Genomic DNA, 20,386 nt, shown 5'->3' on the forward strand with positions numbered 1-20,386 from the left:
GATGAAATAATGGTGTACAACTATCGCCCCGCGCTCTAAAGATTCGCCAATATATGTCGTGCACGCTCCCGCTGCCCCGCGTCGCCATTGCGAATCACCTCCCGCAGAACTTGCAGCGCCGCATCCTTGTCGCCCATTTCCTGATATGCCCTGGCCAGATCGAGCTGGGATAGCATTTCCCGTCCCCCGACCCTTCTTTCATGCAAGGGGCGCCCCCGAAGATACGTGTAAGGATATGCGGAGGAAACGTTTTTGTTTAAATCAATTCCCGCCGCGTGGCATTCCGTCGGCACACCCGCGCCGGTTGGCAGAGATGCGCCTTCCGATGAGCCGGACAATAGCGCACACACGTTCATCTTCGTCTTCGGAATTGGCACATGTTCTGCCGGGGTATTCTGCAAAATTGGGGAAACCGGTTCAGTTTTAACATCTCGCGTGCCCCGATGGCGGCGTTTGCGGACCCCGGCTGCGCCCGCTGCTCGCTCGGTAGAAAAAGCGGCATGCGTCTCGTGCTTGGCGACAGTGGAAGGTACGCGTGCAGCCGCCGCGGCTGAAGAGTCCAACGTAGGAGATATGACGTTTCCGCCCGCCGGGTCGCCCGCCTTCTTCGACCTTCGCACAATGGATGCGCCGACAACACCAGCAATCAAAAGCGCGAGCGTCCCGCCGAGAACGTCACGGTTCGTCATCAACCGATCGACAATCGGCTGCGTCATCTGGGCGAAGTCCAGAAAAACAGCCTCGGGTTCTGGCGAGCTTACGGAAAACGAGGCGGCTTGCACAGGTTTTGCGATTGCCACCGGCTCATCCGCTGCCTCATAAACGGGCCGGGCTCCTTCTGGACGATTTGTTTCGCTCTGTGTGGGCGCCGATGGAGCGGATGGCGTTGACTGAGGCACGACGGCGAACGGCGAAATCGCCTTTCCCGGCGCAAGCGTTACCGCCTGTTCTTGCATTTCCGCCTGGGCCGGATTTTCTTGCTCGAACAGACGCTCCGTGTTCTCGATATCTTTCTCAAGCAACGCAATGCGCTCGCCGTCCCCGCGAGGCAAACCAATTTTGCCAGTTGCGTCCTCGTCTACCTCGCGGAGGCTAGGCTGAGCACCTGCATCTCTTCCGTTCCCGCGAACGATCGCGCCGACCTCTTCTTCACTGCGGGCATGCGGCGGCTCCGCGCCTTTAGAACGCTGAAGGACCTCTTGCCGCACCTCCCTCTGTTTACCCAATAGGCGATCTGCGTTCCCTGCGGGTGCGATCTTTCCCGTTACCGTCTGTTTCAATGCTTCCTCGTTCGCACTCCCTTTCGCGACCGGAAATCCAAATCGCTCCCAGCCAGAAGCATCCTGCGTTTTTCCAGAAAGCAATTGAGCCTCTTCCAAAACAGCCGGGGCAGTTCCAGCTGTCTGCGCGGCGTGCATCAGTCCATCACCACCCAGCGGTGCGAGCACAATCGCATATTCGCGCATCAGGCGTCCCGAGGGCCAACTCAGCTCGACCAGCAAGTTAAGCAACGGTTCGGTGACAGGCTGCGAAGAAACGATCCTGACATAGGGTTGTCCGTCCGAACGGACTTCGACACTCGCTCGAAAAGTTGCGAGCAGCGGCAAGTAATCGATATTTGCCTGACGAAAAAATTGCTGGGGCGCAAGGCTCGCTGTTAGCCCGGGCTTTTCCCCATCCTTAACCGCGACCAGCTCGATTTCCGCCTCGAACGGCTGTCCCAACGCCGAAGTCGGGGTAAGCCTTCCCAAGCCAGCCGCCCATCCGGTTCCGGAAGCCATAAGTACGAACAAAAGCGCACAAGCTGTTGCAAACCCGTAAACAAAATCCCCGTGCGGGGGGGTGCCGGGAACAGCCCCATGCCTCCCGCGTGGGATGCCCATCCGGCTTGGCGCGACTCCTCTTTGAAACAAGGCTGTCCTCGCAAGTGCCCGGGTCTTATTCAGGAATCCCGCGACTGGCTTTCGCACGGCTACATTCTCGCGAAAGAAAAAGTAACGTCATAAAGGAATGACAACGGGAATAAAACCAGGATAGGACAACGTTTATGGAGGAGCAAGCCTCGCGGAAGTCTTTATTGAGTCCTGCGAAGGGATAGCGTTTACCCTGCGTGGTTCTCAGGCTTGCACGAGGAGTCTCAGCATCCTGCGCAATGGTTCCGCCGCTCCCCACAACAACTGGTCTCCGACAGTGAAGGCTGAAAGATACTCGCCCCCCATCGCAAGCTTGCGCAACCGCCCCACGGGGATTGCCAATGACCCCGTAACCGCAGCCGGCGTCAACTCCTTCAACGTGCTCTCTCGGTCGTTTGGAACAACTTTCACCCAACTGTTGGACGCGGAGAGAATATCCTCGATCTCGTCCAGCGGCACATCCTTCTTCAACTTGATCGTCAACGCCTGACTGTGGCAGCGCATGGCGCCCACGCGAACGCAGATTCCATCCACTGGAACTAAATGATCGGAGCGGCCCAGGATCTTGTTTGTCTCCGATTGGCCTTTCCATTCCTCGCGCGTCTGCCCATTGTCAAGACCCCTGTCTATCCATGGGATAAGACTGCCCGCCAGCGGCACGCCAAAATTCTCGGTCGGAAAACTCACATCGCGCAGCGTCCCCGCGACTTCCCGGTCGATATCGAGGATCCCTGCGGCCGGATCGTCCAGCAGGTTTTTCGCGACCCGGTGGGCTTCACCCATCTGCAGCAATAACTCGCGCATGTTCTGAGCTCCGGCACCGGAAGCGGCCTGATAAGTCATGGCGCTCATCCATTCCACCATGTCTTCTTCGAACAATCCGCCCACCGCCATCAGCATCAGGCTTACGGTGCAATTTCCGCCAATATAGTTTTTTACATCATCGTGCAGCGCCTGCTCGATAACTGGCAAATTGACCGGGTCGAGAATAATGACCGCGTCCTTTCCCATACGCAATGTCGAGGCGGCGTCGATCCAGTAACCGTTCCAACCCGCCCGCCGCAACTTGGGAAATACTTCGCTGGTATAGTCGCCCCCCTGGCAGGAAACAAGGATATCCATCGCCTTGAGCTCGTCTATATTGTGCGCGTCCTTCAGTGGCGGAGTTTCCTGCCCGATATCCGGACCTTTGCCACCCTTCTGCGAGGTAGTAAAGAAGGTCGGCGCTACCAGCGCGAAGTCGTTTTCTTCCCGCATCCGCTGCATCAGCACGGAGCCTACCATGCCGCGCCAGCCAATAAACCCAACTTGTCTCATCGTTCGTCCTGTTCATCCTCAGCCCAGGCCCACCAGGGTCCGGATCTTTTCTACCCTGCCAATCTATAAATTTGCCAGAACCGCGTCGCCCATCGCCGCCGTGCCAATTCTTTTCATTCCGGGCTCATCGATGTCCGCAGTTCGATAACCTTTCGCCAACACCGCTTTTACAGCATCTTCTATCCGGGATGCCGCGACCTCCAGATCGAACGTATAGCGCAGCATCATCGCCGCGGATAATATTGTCGCCAAGGGATTGGCCACGTCTTTTCCGGCGATGTCCGGGGCTGAGCCGTGAATCGGTTCGTAAAGGCCCTTGCTTCTTTCGTCCAGCGATGCCGACGGCAGCATTCCGATGGAGCCCGTCAACATGGACGCTTCATCCGATAAAATATCCCCGAACATGTTGCCGGTCACCATCACATCGAACTGGCGCGGGTTGCGCACCAGCTGCATCGCGGCATTATCCACCAGCATGTGCGAGAGTTCCACATCGGGATACTCCGGCGCCGTCTCGGTCACGACATCGCGCCACAACTGGGTGCATTCCAGCACATTCATCTTGTCCACCGAGCAAAGCCTCCGATTACGCTTGCGCGCGGCCTGAAACGCCACCCGCGCGATTCTGCGTATTTCCGCTTCGCTGTATATCATCGTATTGTATCCAACGCGCTGGCCCTCGCGCTGCTCAATCCCGCGCGGCTCGCCAAAGTAGATGTCTCCGGTCAGTTCGCGCACGATAAGAATGTCCAGCCCGGCCACGACTTCAGGCTTCAGTGTGGACGCATTGGCAAGTTCCGGGTACAGCGTCGCGGGGCGCAGGTTGGCAAACAGATTCAGCGCCTTGCGTATACCGAGCAACCCTCGTTCGGGCCGGAGCTGCCGCGGCAGCGTATCGTATTGGGGGCCTCCTACTGCGCCGAGAATCACTGCATCAGCATCGGCAACAAGCTTGCGTGTCGCTTCAGGAAAAGGCTCTCCCGCGGCATCCACAGCGCAACCGCCCAGTAGCCCATGCTCCAGCTCGAATTCCAACCCGTCGCTCCTCAGCGCTTCCAGGACTCGTACGGCTTGAGCGACAATCTCCGGGCCTATTCCATCGCCGGATAGGATCGCAATCTTCATAAAAACCTTTTCACGCCGGCGAGCCTGAGCTTCATGCAAACAACCACGGCTGCGTCGCGCGATGCCTGTCCTCAAATGCCTTGATCTTGTCCGCGTGCTGCAAGGTCAGGCCAATTTCATCCAGCCCGTTCAACAGACACTGCTTGCGAAATGGATCGATATCGAAAAAGAACGACTCCCCACCCGGTGTCGTCACCGACTGGTTCTCCAGATCAACAGCCAGCCGATAGCCGTCGTTTGCCTCTAGTTCACGAAAGAGCTGATCCACTTTTACCTCATCGAGCACTATAGGCAGCAGACCAATCTTGAAACAGTTATTGAAAAATATATCGGCAAAGCTTGGGGCAATGACTACCTCGAAACCATAATCCTGAAGCGCCCACGGCGCATGCTCCCGGCTTGAGCCACAACCGAAATTGGAGCGCGCGAGCAATATTTGCGCACCGCGGTAACGAGGCAGGTTAAGTACGAAATCGGGATTAGGCTTGCGCTGGGTCGAATCCATCCCTGGCTCGCCATGATCAAGATAGCGCCACTCGTCAAAAAGGTTCTGCCCGAAACCTGACCGCTTGATGGATTTCAGAAATTGCTTCGGAATGATGGCGTCGGTATCGACATTAGCGCGATCAAGCGGCGCCACCAAACCGTCGCAGAAAGTAAATTTTTTCACTATCTACTTCAATCTAGACCTATTTCGCCTGATTCTCCAATGCCTTACCCCCGCTCTGCACATCTTTGCCCATGCCTGCGAAAGTATTACATCCGGACAAACCAAAAACAGCGATCAAGGCAACCACTACCGGCAGTATTTTCATCATAACCCCCTTTTTTGTAATAAATGAACAGAACCCATCTGTGCTGGGCTTGCATCGGGTCGCGTCGATTCCCGACTCGGTGTGATTCAGATACCGCCACTCGTCACAGAGATTCTGTCCGAAACCAGACCGCTTGATGGACTTGAGAAACTGCTTGGGAATGATATCGTCGGTATCGACATTGGCGCGATCGAGCGGCGCCACCAAACCGTCGCAGAGAGTAAAATTTCTTCACTAGCGAGTTAAATTCAGATCTATTTCGCCTTTTCCTCTACGGCCCCACCCACGCTCTGAATATCTTTGCCCATACCTGCGAAGGTGTTACATCCGGACAAACCAAAAACAGTAATCAAAGCAATCATTACCGGCAGCATTTTCATCGTAAACCCCTTTTTTGTAATAAATGAACAGAACCCATTGGTGTTGGGCTTGCGTTGGGTCGCGTCGATTCCCGGCTCGGCGTGATCCAGATACCGCCACTCGTCACAGAGATTCTGTCCAAAACCCGACCGCTTGATGGATTTCAGAAACTGCTTGGGAATGATGGCGTCGGTATCGACATTAGCGCGATCAAGCGGCGCCACCAATCCGTCGCAGAAAGTAAATTTTTTCGCTAGCGAGTTAAATTCAGACCTATTTCGTCGATTCCTCTACTGCCTTACCACCGCTCTGGATATCTTTGCCCATACCTGCGAAGGTGTTACATCCGGACAAACCAACAACAGCAATCAGGGCAAACATTATCGACAGCATTTTCATCAAAACCCCCTTTCTTGTAATAATTAAACAGGACACACCGGTGTTGCGCTCTAATATTAATATATTTTCAATATTTTTTCCGTACATCCACAAAATGTCCTGCTACCGCCGCAGCCGCGGCCATGGCCGGGCTGACAAGATGTGTACGCCCTCCCGGTCCCTGCCTGCCTTCGAAGTTGCGATTGGAAGTGGCGGCGCAACGCTCGCCGGGCTCAAGCCGGTCATCATTCATTGCAAGACACATTGAGCAACCGGGCTCCCGCCATTCGAATCCCGCATCGCGGAATATCTTGTCGAGCCCTTCCTGCTCCGCTTGTTTCTTGACCAGGCCGGAGCCAGGCACGACCATCGCCAGCCTGATGTTCGCGGCAATATGCCTGTCTTTCACCACTTCCGCCGCGGCGCGCAGATCCTCTATGCGGGCGTTGGTGCAGGACCCGATGAATATCTTGTCCGGCCGGATCTCGCTAATCGGCGTATTGGGTGCGAGTCCCATATACTTCAGCGCGCGTTCCATATCGTGGCGCTTTACCGCATCCTCCACCTGCGCCGGATCAGGCACCTTTCCATCGACCGCCGTTACCATCTCCGGGGAGGTGCCCCATGTCACTTGCGGTCTGATCTGTGCCGCATCAAACCGCACCACCTTGTCGAACCTGGCGCCTTCATCGCTTTTGAGGCTGCGCCAGTACGCGGTCGCCCTATCCCACAGCTCACCCTTGGGCGCAAATGGGCGTCCGCGGAGGTATTCAATCGTGGTTTCGTCCACCGCAACCATGCCCGCGCGCGCGCCCGCTTCAATCGCCATATTGCACAAAGTCATGCGGCCTTCCATGGAAAGCCCCCGTATCGCGCTACCGGCGAATTCAATCGCGTAACCCGTACCGCCAGCCGTACCGATTTCGCCGATGACCGCTAGCGCGATGTCCTTGGCCGTTATTCCATGACCAAGCTCACCGTCGACGCTGACTTGCATTGCCTTGGTTTTCTTTGTCAGCAAGCACTGAGACGCGAGCACATGCTCCACTTCGGAGGTGCCGATGCCGAACGCGAGGCAGGCGAACGCGCCGTGGGTGCTGGTATGCGAGTCGCCGCACACTACTGTCATCCCCGGCAGCGTGGCGCCCTGCTCCGGGCCGATAACGTGAACAATTCCCTGGCGCAGGTCATTCATCCTGAACTCTGTGATACCCAGTTCGTCGCAGTTCTGGTCCAGCGTCTCCACCTGAAGACGTGACACCGGGTCGCTGATTCCCTGCCCGCGGGCAGTCGTGGGCACATTGTGATCCGCCACGGCTAGAATGGAGTCCCGCCGCCACGGCCTGCGCCCGGCCAGCTTCAGGCCTTCGAATGCCTGAGGACTGGTGACCTCGTGCACCAGGTGCCGGTCGATATACAGCAGCGTCATGCCATCCGGGTCGCCGGGCGATTCCTCATGTACCACGTGACTGCGCCAGAGTTTGTCGTATAACGTTTGCATCTTTAATTCAAATGTAAAGGAAGGATTATTCTGCCAAAGTGGAAATTATCCCATAACAGGAACATAACAGTAACAGACAACGGTATCGCATTGCAGGTTCTTCCGGACAAATCATGTTGCGCGGCCGACGTTCATTTTCCAGACGACCAATATCAATCCGAGCAGAACTGCGATTGAACTCACGGTGAACGTGAGACCGGCCCCCAGCCACTCCCAGGCATAGCCGCTGAAGATGCCGCCCAATGTTCCGCCGAGCCCGAACGTGAGACTGGTATAGAGCGCCTGTCCCTTTGCCTGGTGACGGCCGCGAAAGAATTGATGCACCACCATCATCGCGGTGGCATGGTGGGCACCGTAGGTTGCGGCGTGCAGCGCTTGCGCCAGCAGAATCATTGCTGGCCAGTCCACGCCCCAGCCTATCATCAGGAACCGGGCGATAGCGCAACCGAAACTGAAGGCCATGATCTGTTTGAGACGAAACCGATGCATCAGCTGCGGCATCAGGAAAAAAATCCCTATTTCGCAGATCACGCCTATCGCCCACAACCAGCCGACGATGCTCTTGCTGTAGCCGTGCTCAACCAGGTAAATCGAATAAAATGTGTAATAGGGGCCATGCGCAAGCGCCATCAGCATGCAGGCCGCGAAAAAGGCAATCACTTCCGGGCGCCTGAATATCTGCCCTATCGAAGTTCCATCCGCGTGATGAACCATAACTTCCCCTTCGGGAATCTGGCGTGAGAAAATAACGATGCCCAGCTTAAGCCCAAGCACCGCCCACAACAGGGAAGCGATACCGGCCGCATCGAGCAGGTACCCGGTCGCGGTGACGGCTAAAATAAACCCAACCGATCCCCAGACCCGTATGCGTCCATAACGCGCCGTGCTTTCGCCCAGGTAAGAAAGTGTGGTGGCCTCGATTAACGGCAGCGACGCGCTCCAGAAAAAGCTCATCAGCGCCATGATTACGAACATCCAGCCAAACGACTCGCCAAAGAATACGCCACAATAACTTGCCAGACCGGCGAGCGCGGCTACCTGGACGATCAGGAGCCGCCTGCCGGTATGATCTGCAAGCCAGCCCCATGCGGCCGGAGCGAAAACGCGCGTGACGTGCAACAGCGACATCAGCATGCCGATTTGGAGCGCGCTGAACGAGAGATGTTTGAGATAGAGGCTCCAGTAAGGCGCGAAGGCGCCGATGAAGGCAAAATGGAAGAAGTAGAAGCCGGAAAGACGCCAGTAAGGAACGGTGTGCATGGGGAACTGATCAGCTCGGCTCAGAACGTGAATGGATGCGCATTTCCGGGAACCCGGTAATAATTTTCAGCACGTCCTCACAATGGGAGACGATAGCAAAGTGAGCTTGCGACCCGCGGTAGAAATCACGAACGTCTGCCCAGACACGTCCGTCACGTCGGCTGACGCTCTGGCTGAGCGGAATCCGTGCATGAAATACGCGGTCTCGGTGCGCGCATTATGCGAATTCAGCGCCAAATGTGGCGATCTCGATCTACGTTTCACCCCGGCGCCGTCGGCGGAGGAAGGCATGGCCGGACACAAGGTTGTCACCGCGCGCCGCCCCTCGCAGTATCAAGCGGAAATCAGTCTCAGCGGCGAGTATAAGCACCTGCTTGTTCGTGGGCGCGCCGATGGGTTTGATCCAGCCCTGAATCAGCTGGAAGAAATCAAAACGTTTCGGGGCGAACTCGGCATGATGCCTGATAATCATCGTCAACTCCACTGGGCACAGGTCAGAATTTATGGCTGGTTGCTGTGCCAAAAGCTGGGCCTGCCGCGGATCTGCCTTGCCTTGGTGTACTTCGATATCGTACGCAAAAAAGAAGTTATGCTGAGCGAAACCCAAGAGGGAGGGGCGCTCAAGGCACACTTCAATGACCAGTGCGAGCGCTTTCTGAACTGGGCTGAACAGGAACTGATTCACCGGGCCGGTTGCAACGAAGCATTGATACATCTGACCTTCCCCCACGGATCATTTCGTACTGGCCAACGACAGCTGGCTGAGGCCGTGTACAAAGCGGCCGTGCTCGGCCGCTGTCTGATCGCGCAGGCGCCCACCGGGATAGGCAAGACAATCGGCACGCTTTTCCCGCTGCTTAAAGCCTGGCCCGGACAGAAACTGGACAAGGTTTTCTTCCTGACGGCCAAAACATCAGGGCGCAGACTCGCGCTGGACGCCCTCAGGTTCATGAAGCGTAACTGCGCCCAGCCTACAGTGGGCCTCCGGGTACTCGAACTGGTCGCACGTGAGAAAGCATGCGAGCATCCCGACAAGGCGTGCCATGGTGCTTCCTGTCCGCTTGCAAACGGCTTTTACGATCGACTGCCGCAGGCGCGCAGCGCCGCGCTTGCCCTCGCCGGTACGGATGTGCTGGACAAGGACGCGCTCCGCGCCCTCGCCCGCGAGCATCGTGTTTGCCCCTACTATCTCAGCCAGGATCTGATTCAGTGGAGCGACGTAATCGTAGGAGACTACAACCATTATTTCGATCTGGGCGCCATACTGTACGGATTGACCGTCGCCAACCAGTGGACTGTTGGTGTGCTGGTGGACGAGGCACACAACCTGATCGGCCGAGCACGCAAGATGTATACGGCGGAGCTGGATCAAGCGCATTTTCAATCTGCCAGGCGATCGGCCCCGGTACAACTCGGAAAAGTCCTTGCCCGCCTCAGCCGCTGCTGGAACGCGTTCAGCAAGGAGTCGGCCGAAGCCTATCGGGTGTACAGCGCGGTACCTGACAGTTTTTTAGCCGCGTTGCAGCAGGCCGTCAACGCAATAACGGAATATTTGACGGAAAACCCCGATGGCATCGACGGAGAACTGCAGCGCTTCTACTTCGATTCACTGCGCTTCACTCGAATATGCGAAACCTTTGATGAGCATTCATTGTTTGACGTGACGGCGGATGTCAAAAACAAAAAGGCAGGCGGGGTAAAAAAGCGGACCTCGCGCACCAGAAGCGTCCCTGTGGTACTCTGCCTCAGGAATGTCATCCCCGCGCCATTGATCGCACCCCGGTTCGCCGTGGCGCAGTCAACGGTGTTGTTTTCGGCCACACTGAGCCCATATCGCTTTTATAGCGATATGGTGGGACTGCCTCAAAATACCGGTTGGGTCGACGTGGAATCGCCTTTCAAACCCGAACAACTGCTGGTTAAGGTCGTCAGTAATATTTCAACGCGGTATCGGCACCGCGAAGCGTCCATTCCCCCCATTGTTGACTTGATCTCCTGGCAATACTTACAAAAGCCGGGAAATTATCTCGCATTCTTCAGCAGCTTTGACTATCTCCAACGCGTGACGCTTCAATTCAGATCAAGCCATCCTTCCATTCCCATATGGGAGCAAAGACCAGGAATGGACGAGATTGAGCAGGACGTATTTCTTGCGCGCTTCACCGCGACCAGCCAAGGCATAGGCTTTGCGGTGCTGGGAGGGTCTTTCGCCGAAGGCGTCGATCTCCCTGGGAGTCGCCTGAGCGGCGCGTTCATTGCGACGCTCGGGCTACCTCAGGTCAATCCGGTAAATGAACAACTAAGACGTCGCATGGACACAATGCTTAATGCAGGCTACGACTACACGTATTTTTTTCCGGGCATGCAAAAGGTCGTGCAAGCAGCTGGCCGCGTCATCCGAACTCAGTCGGACAGGGGGATCATCTATCTAATCGATGATCGGTTCGCGCGGCCCGACGTGCGTCGCCTGCTACCAGGTTGGTGGAAGACCGAACGGTTTCAGGGCGCCTGAAAAGCAAAAGAGGCAAGATCTCCTTGCCTCTTTTCCACCTAACTCAAACTCAGCTAGACTTCATCCCGGCCATTAGCTGGCCGGAACGATTTCGTCCTTGCCTTATTTATGGACGTAGTCGCCACCGGTTTCGTCCTTCACGAAATCGGTGCCCGACGGCGCTTCCGGAATGATTCGGTCCTCCTTCTTCCCGGATGAGGTGTAACCCTTGGTCGCCGTCGTGTCGGTGTAGGACTTCGTGCCGTAGTAGGAGTTGATCGTGTTCTGCCAGGTCGGGTCGGCCATATTGGGCCAGTCGTCCTTGTCGAATCCCGGCGCGGCCTCCAGGCGTTCCTTGTCCACATTCAGTATAAAACGCTTGTTTTCCGTATCCAGCTTCAGCGCCTTCCACGGTACGGCGAAAAGCTTGTCGGCGATACCCAGGAATCCGCCGAAGGACAGCACCGCGTAAGCAACGGCTCCGGTGTTCATGTCCAGCATGATCTCCTTGATATCGCCCAGATCTTCATCCTTGTGATTGTAGACATCCTCACCAATGAGCGTATCGGCACCCATCAGGCGAGGCCCGGGTCCCTGCTTGTCATAGCTTTTATAGCTGGTGCTTTTATACATACCGTAGGTATCGCGATCTTCATAGCTCATGGTTATCTCCTTTTTAAAGGTTAAGAGTTCCCGTATTTGGACTTCTACTTTCCGCCCGGAATTTCCTAGTACTCATCCCCGACCCGTTCGATTCACTTTGCAGCGATCGGATAGGTGCATGATGCGGAAATTGCCGACGAGGGTCAGTGCGGTAACGTACAAAGACGTCGCAAAGCGAGCATTTTCGCCGCGTTTGACCAGTTTGCATAAATATCCAGCATATCCAGGGGGCCCTTCATTCTTGTTTACGGCGGAGGTCTGCTCAGCCTATGTCTGACAGCGCACAGAGGAGATACGGCAGGTCGGGCAGAATAACTTCCCATGACATGCATGGGAATGTGCACGCCATGCAGCAGACCGATGACGATGAAGCAGATCATCCGGCTGCCTACCCGAATCATCCCATTGCCAGAACCCATTGCCAGAACCAACAGCAACGAACTACGGAAGAACAGCAATGCCGACATCCCCGTCTACTATCCGATGTAAGAGAGGCGCCGGGCTTGGCTCCGTGGTAGTGCCCGGCCGCGGTGAAACTGAACTCTTCACCCTCTCCCAGTCCCTGCGCGACGAAGGTACAGGTACGCGTTTGCCATCCGAGCATTGGCTCGAGCGATATCATCAAGTACGAAATCAAACGATGGATCTGGTGGCAACCCTCACGCCCGAGGATCAGATGGTTCAATCGATGCCGGATGCGAGTCCAACAAAATGGCATCTTGCGCACACCACGTGGTTTTTTGAAACCTTCGTGCTGGCTCCGCATGTAACCGGCTACCTGCCGTACGACGAACGTTACGGCTTCCTGTTTAACTCGTACTACAAGCGGCTGGGGCCGCACCCCAGTCGCACTACCCGGGGAACGTTCTCCCGTCCCACGCTCGATGAGGTATGGTCCTATCGTACCCATGTCGATAACATCATTCGCGATTTACTCGATCAGGGCGCTTCCCCCGAGGTTTTCCGTTTGCTCGAGCTGGGACTGAACCATGAACAGCAGCATCAGGAGCTCATCATCACCGATATCAAGCATGCCTTTTGGGTGAACCCGGTACGCCCAAGCTATCAGCCGGGCCAGAGCGGGACCCCCGTGGACGTCGAGCCTGCTTCTATGCCCCTGCTGGCCTGGTTTTGCTTCGATGGCGGTCTCCATCATATTGGCCATGACGGTTCCGGCTTTGCTTTCGATAACGAATTGCCGCGGCATACCGTTTTCATTGAGCCTTTTTGTATTGCCTCCCGTCTCGTGACCAATCAGGAGTATCTGGCCTTCATCGCGGACGGCGGATATCGACGCCCGGAACTGTGGCTATCCGATGCCTGGGATCATGTCTGTCGCAACGGTTGGGCAGCGCCGCTCTACTGGGAACAGGCAGGATATGGATGGACCCAATTCACTTGCCAGGGAACCGTGCCGTTGAGGCCAGCCGAACCAGTGTGCCATATCAGTTTCTATGAAGCCGATGCGTTTGCCCGCTGGGCCGGAATGCGGCTCCCAACCGAGTTTGAATGGGAAATCGCCGCGAGCTCACTCAAGAATACAGGAGCGGCAGGCTTAAACTTGCTGGAGAGCCGGACGTACCATCCGCGGGCGGGCTCTCGGCAAACGGGTTTGCAGCAGGTCTTTGGCGATGCGTGGGAGTGGACCTCCAGCCCTTACACCGCTTATCCGGGCTACCGTCCACCCGCTGGCGCGGAAGGCGAATACAATGGAAAATTCATGTGCAACCAGATGGTATTGCGCGGCGGCTCATGCGCCACCCCACGATCGCACATTCGCAAGTCCTATCGCAATTTCTTCCCACCGCACGCGCGCTGGCAATTCTCCGGCGTCCGCTTAGCTCATGATGGAACTGTCGAATGATCCCGCGACAACGGTCCAGTCCTATTAGTCCTGTATCACCCCCCCTGCCGGCGATAGCGACCGAGGTGGTGGATGGCCTGTTTCGCACGCCGAAGAGCCTGCCGCCGAAGCTGCTCTATGATGACCGCGGCTCGGCCCTGTTCGAGCAGATCACCTGCTTGCCCGAGTATTATCCCACGCGAACAGAAGCGGCAATACTGAGTACGCATGCGAACGAAATATGTTCTCGGCTCGGGCAGAATGTCACCGTTGCCGAATTAGGCGCCGGCACGGCGACAAAAACGCGCATCTTGCTGCGCTCGCTGCTTCAGCATCAATTCAGCGTCAATTACTTCCCTCTGGACGTATCGGCCGCCGCGCTGCAGATGGCAAAAGACGAGATGGAGCGCGATCTCGATTCGGTTTGCGTGCATCCCCACGTCGGAGATTTCGAAGACCTTACCTTTCTTGAGCGGCAAGCTCCCCCGCGGCTGGTTTTATACATTGGCTCGAGTATCGGTAATCTGGAAAGGAATCAAGCCATATCGCTATTGCAAAACATCGCCAGCCATTTATCCAGGGGAGATCAGCTCCTGCTTGGGGCAGATCTGGTAAAAGATAGCGGAATCCTGCACGCGGCGTATAACGACAGCGCAGGCGTAACCGCTTCGTTCAACAAAAACCTTCTCGTCCGGATTAACCGCGAACTAGGCGGCCACTTCGAACCGGACACTTTCTCCCATGTATCGTTCTGGAATCAGACAGCATCGCGGGTAGAACTGCACCTCGAAAGCGTTATTCCCCAATCCGTCAGGATAGATGCACTCGACATGACATTGCGCTTTGGTCAAGGTGAACGCATTCATACCGAGAACAGCTATAAATACACCATCGAATGTCTGGAAAGCCTGCTGAACGATGGCGGATTCGAGGTCGAACACACCTGGACAGACCCACTGTCATGGTTCGCCGTCACCCTCGGCGTGATAACATAGAAAGTTGCTGCCGTCGTCCACAAACCCGGCTATCAGAATAAAATAAGCCGTATTAAAGTGTGTTTGCGCGGCCGCTTCGCAATTTTTCATACCTTTTGCCGTAAGAAATTCTGCAGGGAACGTCCCGCAGAGGCAGGCAACCGTATTCATTGGAAAAATTGTGTTCCAACCAATCCAGGTCAAGAATAGGGGAAGTTGATGTTTGAATGGGTGGCGAGCCCGGAAGCATGGGTAGCGCTGGTGACCTTAACCGCGCTGGAAATTGTTTTAGGCATTGACAACATTATTTTCATCTCGATCCTGGTAGGGCGTCTCCCGGAGGCGCAGCGTAATTTCGCGAGAAGAATGGGCCTTAGCCTCGCCATGCTGACTCGCCTCGGCCTGCTATTCTCGATTTCATGGGTCATGGGCTTGACCAAGCCCTGGTTCGAACTGTTTGGCATGTCGATTTCGGGACGCGATCTGGTATTGATCGGCGGCGGGCTATTTCTATTGTTCAAGGCTACTCATGAAATTCATAACAGCCTGGAAGGCGCGGAGGACAACAATAAACAGATGGTCGTGACGGGTCTGGGATCGGTGCTGATCCAGATTGCCATACTGGATATTGTATTTTCGCTGGACTCGGTTATTACCGCTGTAGGGCTGGTTGAGCATGTCGCGTTGATGGCCATCGCCATTATCCTGGCCGTACTGGTAATGCTTTTCGCCGCCAAGCCTATCGGTGATTTTGTGGAGAAGCACCCCACCATCAAGATCCTTGCGCTTTCATTCCTGATACTGGTAGGGGTAACACTCATCGTTGAAGGCTTCGACATACATGTACCCAAGGGCTATATCTATTTCGCTATGGCTTTTTCCGTCAGCGTCGAATTTATCAATCTTCGCATGCGCAAAAAAATGGCCGAGCCGGTCAAATTACATAAAGCATTAAGCAAGATTGAGTGACCGTCCAATCATTACTGTTGTGAGGGCTGTCCATCGGCTGCTTGTTGGGCTCAAGGGATCGTGGAAAAACCGCTATGCTTGATTGGCAAGGCGGACAACCTTTTTGCAGCCGTTTTGGCGATGTTTACTTCTCCCGCGGCTCCGGGCTTGCCGAAAAGCGCCATGTTTTCCTTGAGGGCAACCAGCTGGCCAAGCGGTTTGCTTCACTGCAGGATGGCGACGGCCTTGTCGTCGGCGAGACAGGCTTTGGCACCGGATTGGCCTTTTTATGCGCCCTGCAATTATTCGACGAGGTTGCCCCACCCCGAACTCACCTGGATTTTTTCAGTATCGAGAAATTCCCTCTGGACGACAAGGAACTGGCGGATGCATTGGCGCTGTGGCCGGCGTTGCGCCAGTATGCGAACGAGCTCGTCAGGTGCTGGAAGCGCCGTGTTCCAGGCTGGAATCGCTGGGCCTTCCGCAACGGCCGCGCGCACCTCACCCTCGTCATCGCTGACGTAGCGGAGGCACTGGATGAAGTTCGGAGCGATATCGACGCATGGTTTCTGGACGGTTTTTCACCTGGGCGTAATCCGGAAATGTGGACACAGCCGGTGCTCGACCGCATTGCGCAGGTATCGCGCCCGGGCGCAACCTTTGCCACCTACACCTGTGCCGGCGAGATTCGGCGAGGGTTGGAGCAAGCCGGGTTTCAAGTAACCAAATCGCCTGGCTTCGGGTGCAAGCGCCATATGCTGCAAGGCCGTCTTGCCGGTTTGCCGCTTGTTCGCCGCACGCCTGCAACAGCGGTTGTCATCGGCGGAGGCATCGCCGGTTGCGCCGCTGCCTCCGCACTGGCGGCCCGGGGCGTCTCGGTTACGCTGGTCGAGGGTGCACCGACGCTGGCCGCCGGTGCTTCCGGAAACCCACGCGGCATACTGCACACGCGCTTGAGCGCCGGCATGAATCCGCTGCATCGTTTCGTGCTGGCGTCCTACGGTCACGCGCTCGCCTTGCTCGACGAGAAGTTACCTGCTGACGGAACGGTACGTGCGGAATGCGGCGAACTGCAACTGGCGTTTTCGGCGGAAGAAGCAAAACGAATCGACAAACTGGCAACGCTCGGTTGGCCGGAGCACGTGTTTCAGCGGGTGGACGCGGCCGAAGCCTCTCGCCTGGCCGGTATCGAGCTCGCCAATGGCGGTTTGTGGTTCCCTGCCGGCGGCTGGGTGGTCCCGCCGAGGATGTGCGACGTGCTGGCGCAAAGCCCGGCCATCGTGCAGCGCACCGGCTATCATGTAGACGCGTTGACCGCGGTGGACGACGAGTGGCGTGTGGAAGGAAGAGACCGGCACAATCAGACCTGGTTTTGTCGAGCTGAGGTAGCCATCATCTGCTCCGGCCCCAAGGCAACCTCGCTTCAGCCCTCGGCGAATCTGCCGCTCACCCCTGTGCGCGGCCAGATTACCTTGGCGCCATCGACGCGCGCAAGCGAAAATCTCAAGACGATTGTATGCACCAGTGGGTATCTCGCGCCCTCGACCGCGGGATTCCATTTAATCGGCGCAACACATCGCTTCAACGATGAAGAAACGGGGGTACGGATCGCGGAACACCTCGAGAATCTATCCAGGTTGGCGGAAATGTCGCCGGGACTGGCCAAGGCAGCGGCCATCATGTCGCAGGGCGCCGGCCAACTGGAGGGCCGCGCATCGATAAGAGCTTCCGTCCCCGGCGCCATGCCGCTGGTAGGCGAGCTTTCCCCCCGGCTTTACACCAGTCTGGCCCACGGTACGCGCGGCCTGATAACCGCCGGCCTCTCGGGTGAAGTAATCGCAGCAGCCGCGTGCGGACAGTTGCCGCCTTTGCCTTTACACGTGCTGGCTGCGCTTGCTCCCACCGCGCGGGGTCAGCAAGGGTCGAAGCAAACGGTAAAAACAACGGTAACCGGGTGAGAAACCTGCAGGGGCAGCCATTGAAAAGTATTCGCCAGTTGCTGGCGGAGCGCAGTACTGATACTGATACGGAAACTCTTCATTCACCGCGCACGGCTTCACCTGCCGTATAATCTTCGAAACAGGCGAGCCCGCGCGTGAATATCCGGCGAGCGTTTCGTCCGACTCTCCGGTTGCTTTTCTACTGTTCACTTACCGCTGGATCAAGGCTCAATCCGCCCGGGAATTATACATTTTGCCTTCCTGCTTCTTATCGCGCTCCACTCGGCCCCGACCTGATTTGATGTTCAAGCTTTTTCAGAAATGAAGATAACCCTTCTGCCTCGGGCCGCGCCGGTTGAGTGCCTGCGGCTATGGATCGGCATACTTGCATCGCACGCGCCCGTACTGTCCTGGCATGTGGACAACATACCCCTCAGCGACGTCCGCATGCAGACGCTCCGTCCCCTCGCCAGCGCCATCCCGGACGAGCTGCTGGACGAAAGGGCCACGGAGAACTTTACCGGCGTGTTCGAGATCAGCGGGCTGCAACCGGGCCGGGTCTATAAAATAACCGTTACCGCAAGCGCTAATGGCACAGTAACACGCACCGAGTTGCGCACGAAAACATTGCCGGCCGGCGTTCCAGGCCTCCTCGACGGCACGTTCAATGTCCTGCTGGTTTCATGCTTTCATCAGGCGGAGGATAGAGGTGGACGGGCAGGCTTGCTTGCGCGCGAACTGAACAGCGCAGCGCGGCCTGATTTGACATTATTGTTGGGAGACCAGGTGTATCTCGATCTCCCTACACTAGCGAATTTCCCCCCCGATGCGGCACGGCTTGCGCGCAAGTTTGAAGCCGACTATCGTGCGAACTGGCAGGGGGAAGCGGGATACTCGCAGTTGCTCCGGCTTGCGCCGGCCATTTCGGTACCTGACGATCATGAATACTGGAATAATTTCCCTCACCCCAGCCCATTCATCCAGAATAGCTGGACAGAATCCGGGCGTGAAAACTGGACAGTAGCCGCCGCGGCCTTATACGAGGCCTTCCAATTCACCCATGAGCGCGACGCCTACTTTCACGGAGGCCCCGCCAAGCTGGGCGATGCCTCAGTGCTCGATATCGAGCCGCTGTCCTTCTTTTTCGCAGACGGACGATCGCGGCGCGACCCTGATCGGGCTACAGTGTTGACGACGAGAGCAAGGGAACAGCTCGAACACTGGGTGGCCGAGGTCATACGCAAGCGTCGCATCGCATTGTTCATTACCGGACAGTCGCTGCTCGACGTCGCATCGAGCGAATGGAAGGGCAAGATCGCGGATTACCTGATGCCTAACTATGGCGACTTCGGTCACATCACCCAGGCCTTGGCGAAGTTGGCCGAAGCCGGCCTCCCGGTTATTCTCATCACAGGAGATGTGCATTGGGGACGTGTCGCCGCCATAAGAGACGCCCATACCGGACGCGAGTCAATATTTGAAATCATTTCCTCCCCCACCTCGCTCGCAAGCTCCGTAGGAAAGGATCAACTCGTTGCCCTGTGGGACGCGATTACGGGCCGGCCCAACCCCTGGCCCCGCCATTCATCGCCTGGGCCGGTACCCGAGCTTCTATGGTTCAGCGGATTTGGGGGAAGGTTTAGCTGCTCCAGATTGCATGAACAGGTCGGCAATCATGTAGCACTGCTCTCGTTTGCGCGCAATGGCACGGGTGTACGCCTGCGCACCACTTATTACCCGCTTCATGAAGACCCCCTTCAAAGCAAGCCGCAGCTGCTGCGTGAGATGTCCCTGTCCCCTGCCTGAGGAGCAAAATTATGTACACGCTTTCTTCAAGAGCTAAATCGATCAACAACGGATTCGCGGAGAGCAAGCGGGAAAAAGGGAATACAAATATAGACTGGTTGCGCTCGCACTGGCGACCCGACAGGGTGGCGATGTTGCTTGTAGGAGGTACGGATCTCATCCATTTCCGTTTAAGAATTGCCCAATCGCACTTGCGCAACGATTTGACGCCCAGCCACTGGTCGCATGTCGCGTTGCTGGATGAAAGCACGACAGCCGACCTGTATGCCGCTCCCTTGTATGAAATCTCCCTGACGCCTGCCGGGGGCTTCGGTTTTCCGACCGCGCGCAACTGTTTGCAGAATAGTGCCCTTGAAAAGTACGGTGATCCGAAGCTCTTCCCCAACATCGGCATCCTTTACCTGCCACCCTCGGTGGAACCCCGAATGCTGATGAACGCGGTCGAGCGTTTCCAGCAGCAGCGGATTGTAATTGATGCAGTGCAGCTCCTTCTGGCTTGGCTGGGATACGCATGGGGCGCCGGCCGTGCGGGAAATCCGCTGCTGGATGGATTGGGGATGCCCTCAGCCGCCATGCTTGAAACCGTAACGGGCGCTGCCGGGTTCGATCTCACCCCGGGGCTGGAGAGCCGCGCCAGTTGCCCGGAAGCGATCTGGCAATCAGCACGCTGGTGGCACGAATACCATGAGGAAAACAAGGAGGGGCCTATTACCGGAGCCTTCTATACACCACACCGGTTACCGGCAGGACAATAATAAACCGCGTCCCGCAGCGCCAGGTCCCGCCCGACCGATGTTCATTGGCGTTAGCCTGAATAAAGCGTGTGATACTTACTAAAACGCGAATGCAAGAGTTAAAATAACGTGTTTTTCTACCGCCGCACGCTTGATGAGTGCCTCATCCTGGGCTGCATCATGGGCAGGGGCTAACACCAGAAAGAGTCTCTGCTCCGATTATTCTGTCGGTCCAGATACGGTCGGCCGACGGCGAGTGTACTTTAGGCCGATGTACTTTGGTCCAATGGGCAAAGTCGCTGGAACGCGTAACATGGA

General features: G+C 56.6%; 17 protein-coding genes and 2 pseudogenes. 7 read left to right on the plus strand and 12 right to left on the minus strand.

From position 1 onward, the window contains the following. Positions 1-35: 35 nt before the first annotated feature. The 11 genes and pseudogenes from BM022_RS05755 to BM022_RS05795 form a co-directional block, all read right to left on the minus strand. Complete coding sequence (locus BM022_RS05755; protein ID WP_091137614.1) at positions 36-1,883, minus strand: FimV/HubP family polar landmark protein; 1,848 nt, start codon at positions 1,881-1,883, stop codon at positions 36-38. 234 nt (positions 1,884-2,117) lie between these two features. Then, the gene (asd, locus tag BM022_RS05760) at positions 2,118-3,230 is read right to left on the minus strand and encodes an aspartate-semialdehyde dehydrogenase (RefSeq protein WP_091137616.1); all 1,113 of its coding nucleotides are present in this window, start codon (positions 3,228-3,230) and stop codon (positions 2,118-2,120) included. 63 nt (positions 3,231-3,293) lie between these two features. Further along, complete coding sequence (gene leuB, locus BM022_RS05765) at positions 3,294-4,355, minus strand: 3-isopropylmalate dehydrogenase (protein ID WP_091137684.1); 1,062 nt, start codon at positions 4,353-4,355, stop codon at positions 3,294-3,296. Between the two features lie 31 nt (positions 4,356-4,386). Next, positions 4,387-5,025 carry a 3-isopropylmalate dehydratase small subunit gene (gene leuD, locus BM022_RS05770; protein ID WP_091137618.1) on the minus strand — a complete coding sequence of 213 codons (639 nt, stop codon included), beginning with the start codon at positions 5,023-5,025 and terminating at the stop codon, positions 4,387-4,389. Between the two features lie 19 nt (positions 5,026-5,044). Beyond that, a complete protein-coding gene (locus BM022_RS15700) occupies positions 5,045-5,173 on the minus strand; it encodes an entericidin A/B family lipoprotein (RefSeq protein WP_218146839.1) in 129 nt (42 codons plus the stop codon). 39 nt (positions 5,174-5,212) lie between these two features. Continuing rightward, positions 5,213-5,377 (minus strand): annotated as a pseudogene (locus BM022_RS15705) (3-isopropylmalate dehydratase small subunit); the annotation flags it as partial. Between the two features lie 47 nt (positions 5,378-5,424). Continuing rightward, positions 5,425-5,550, minus strand: a complete 126-nt coding sequence (locus tag BM022_RS15710) for an entericidin A/B family lipoprotein (RefSeq protein ID WP_371264298.1) — start codon at positions 5,548-5,550, stop codon at positions 5,425-5,427. Between the two features lie 42 nt (positions 5,551-5,592). Continuing rightward, positions 5,593-5,775, minus strand: a pseudogene (locus BM022_RS15715) (3-isopropylmalate dehydratase small subunit); the annotation flags it as partial. 28 nt (positions 5,776-5,803) lie between these two features. Next, the gene (locus BM022_RS15930; protein ID WP_256208965.1) at positions 5,804-6,016 is read right to left on the minus strand and encodes an entericidin A/B family lipoprotein; all 213 of its coding nucleotides are present in this window, start codon (positions 6,014-6,016) and stop codon (positions 5,804-5,806) included. Then, positions 5,997-7,409, minus strand: coding sequence for a 3-isopropylmalate dehydratase large subunit (gene leuC / locus BM022_RS05790; RefSeq protein WP_091137623.1), 1,413 nt, complete (start codon positions 7,407-7,409; stop codon positions 5,997-5,999). Before leuC ends, BM022_RS15930 begins: the two co-directional genes overlap by 20 nt. Positions 7,410-7,520: 111 nt before the next feature. Then, complete coding sequence (locus BM022_RS05795) at positions 7,521-8,669, minus strand: MFS transporter (protein WP_091137624.1); 1,149 nt, start codon at positions 8,667-8,669, stop codon at positions 7,521-7,523. A 190-nt stretch (positions 8,670-8,859) separates the two neighbouring features. On the opposite strand from BM022_RS05795, the gene BM022_RS05800 reads away from it, so the two are divergent. Beyond that, positions 8,860-11,181 carry an ATP-dependent DNA helicase gene (locus tag BM022_RS05800; RefSeq protein ID WP_091137626.1) on the plus strand — a complete coding sequence of 774 codons (2,322 nt, stop codon included), beginning with the start codon at positions 8,860-8,862 and terminating at the stop codon, positions 11,179-11,181. 102 nt (positions 11,182-11,283) lie between these two features. Here BM022_RS05800 and BM022_RS05805 read toward each other — a convergent pair whose 3' ends face one another. Further along, complete coding sequence (locus BM022_RS05805) at positions 11,284-11,823, minus strand: PRC-barrel domain-containing protein (protein WP_091137628.1); 540 nt, start codon at positions 11,821-11,823, stop codon at positions 11,284-11,286. 457 nt (positions 11,824-12,280) lie between these two features. Between BM022_RS05805 and egtB the strand changes: the two genes are divergently transcribed. From egtB to BM022_RS05835, 6 genes are all read left to right on the plus strand, one after another. Beyond that, positions 12,281-13,687, plus strand: a complete 1,407-nt coding sequence (egtB, locus tag BM022_RS05810) for an ergothioneine biosynthesis protein EgtB (RefSeq protein ID WP_091137630.1) — start codon at positions 12,281-12,283, stop codon at positions 13,685-13,687. Continuing rightward, positions 13,684-14,661 carry an L-histidine N(alpha)-methyltransferase gene (gene egtD, locus BM022_RS05815; RefSeq protein ID WP_091137632.1) on the plus strand — a complete coding sequence of 326 codons (978 nt, stop codon included), beginning with the start codon at positions 13,684-13,686 and terminating at the stop codon, positions 14,659-14,661. The genes egtB and egtD overlap by 4 nt, the downstream gene beginning before the upstream one ends. Positions 14,662-14,859: 198 nt before the next feature. Continuing rightward, complete coding sequence (locus BM022_RS05820; protein WP_091137634.1) at positions 14,860-15,609, plus strand: TerC family protein; 750 nt, start codon at positions 14,860-14,862, stop codon at positions 15,607-15,609. A gap of 74 nt (positions 15,610-15,683) precedes the next feature. Continuing rightward, complete coding sequence (mnmC, locus tag BM022_RS05825) at positions 15,684-17,546, plus strand: bifunctional tRNA (5-methylaminomethyl-2-thiouridine)(34)-methyltransferase MnmC2/FAD-dependent 5-carboxymethylaminomethyl-2-thiouridine(34) oxidoreductase MnmC1 (protein WP_091137635.1); 1,863 nt, start codon at positions 15,684-15,686, stop codon at positions 17,544-17,546. A 303-nt stretch (positions 17,547-17,849) separates the two neighbouring features. Continuing rightward, the gene (locus BM022_RS05830) at positions 17,850-19,334 is read left to right on the plus strand and encodes an alkaline phosphatase D family protein (protein WP_091137637.1); all 1,485 of its coding nucleotides are present in this window, start codon (positions 17,850-17,852) and stop codon (positions 19,332-19,334) included. Positions 19,335-19,345: 11 nt separating this feature from the next. Then, positions 19,346-20,089, plus strand: coding sequence for a hypothetical protein (locus BM022_RS05835; RefSeq protein WP_091137638.1), 744 nt, complete (start codon positions 19,346-19,348; stop codon positions 20,087-20,089). The last annotated feature ends 297 nt before the right edge of the window (positions 20,090-20,386 follow it).

The organism is Nitrosospira sp. Nsp14 (genome assembly GCF_900113575.1).
Taxonomy (GTDB): domain Bacteria; phylum Pseudomonadota; class Gammaproteobacteria; order Burkholderiales; family Nitrosomonadaceae; genus Nitrosospira.

What these genes read in the sequence shown, in the direction of transcription:
- BM022_RS15710 (WP_371264298.1), bottom strand. Translation starts at nt 5,550, where the DNA reads ATGAAAATGCTGCCGGTAATGATTGCTTTGATTACTGTTTTTGGTTTG.
- BM022_RS15930 (WP_256208965.1), bottom strand. Translation starts at nt 6,016, where the DNA reads ATGTACGGAAAAAATATTGAAAATATATTAATATTAGAGCGCAACACC.
- mnmC (WP_091137635.1), top strand. Translation starts at nt 15,684, where the DNA reads ATGCTTGATTGGCAAGGCGGACAACCTTTTTGCAGCCGTTTTGGCGAT.
- leuB (WP_091137684.1), bottom strand. Translation starts at nt 4,355, where the DNA reads ATGAAGATTGCGATCCTATCCGGCGATGGAATAGGCCCGGAGATTGTC.
- egtB (WP_091137630.1), top strand. Translation starts at nt 12,281, where the DNA reads ATGCCGACATCCCCGTCTACTATCCGATGTAAGAGAGGCGCCGGGCTT.
- BM022_RS05795 (WP_091137624.1), bottom strand. Translation starts at nt 8,669, where the DNA reads ATGCACACCGTTCCTTACTGGCGTCTTTCCGGCTTCTACTTCTTCCAT.
- BM022_RS05835 (WP_091137638.1), top strand. Translation starts at nt 19,346, where the DNA reads ATGTACACGCTTTCTTCAAGAGCTAAATCGATCAACAACGGATTCGCG.
- BM022_RS05800 (WP_091137626.1), top strand. Translation starts at nt 8,860, where the DNA reads ATGAAATACGCGGTCTCGGTGCGCGCATTATGCGAATTCAGCGCCAAA.
- asd (WP_091137616.1), bottom strand. Translation starts at nt 3,230, where the DNA reads ATGAGACAAGTTGGGTTTATTGGCTGGCGCGGCATGGTAGGCTCCGTG.
- egtD (WP_091137632.1), top strand. Translation starts at nt 13,684, where the DNA reads ATGATCCCGCGACAACGGTCCAGTCCTATTAGTCCTGTATCACCCCCC.
- BM022_RS05830 (WP_091137637.1), top strand. Translation starts at nt 17,850, where the DNA reads ATGAAGATAACCCTTCTGCCTCGGGCCGCGCCGGTTGAGTGCCTGCGG.
- BM022_RS05755 (WP_091137614.1), bottom strand. Translation starts at nt 1,883, where the DNA reads ATGGGCATCCCACGCGGGAGGCATGGGGCTGTTCCCGGCACCCCCCCG.
- leuC (WP_091137623.1), bottom strand. Translation starts at nt 7,409, where the DNA reads ATGCAAACGTTATACGACAAACTCTGGCGCAGTCACGTGGTACATGAG.
- BM022_RS05805 (WP_091137628.1), bottom strand. Translation starts at nt 11,823, where the DNA reads ATGAGCTATGAAGATCGCGATACCTACGGTATGTATAAAAGCACCAGC.
- BM022_RS15700 (WP_218146839.1), bottom strand. Translation starts at nt 5,173, where the DNA reads ATGATGAAAATACTGCCGGTAGTGGTTGCCTTGATCGCTGTTTTTGGT.
- BM022_RS05820 (WP_091137634.1), top strand. Translation starts at nt 14,860, where the DNA reads ATGTTTGAATGGGTGGCGAGCCCGGAAGCATGGGTAGCGCTGGTGACC.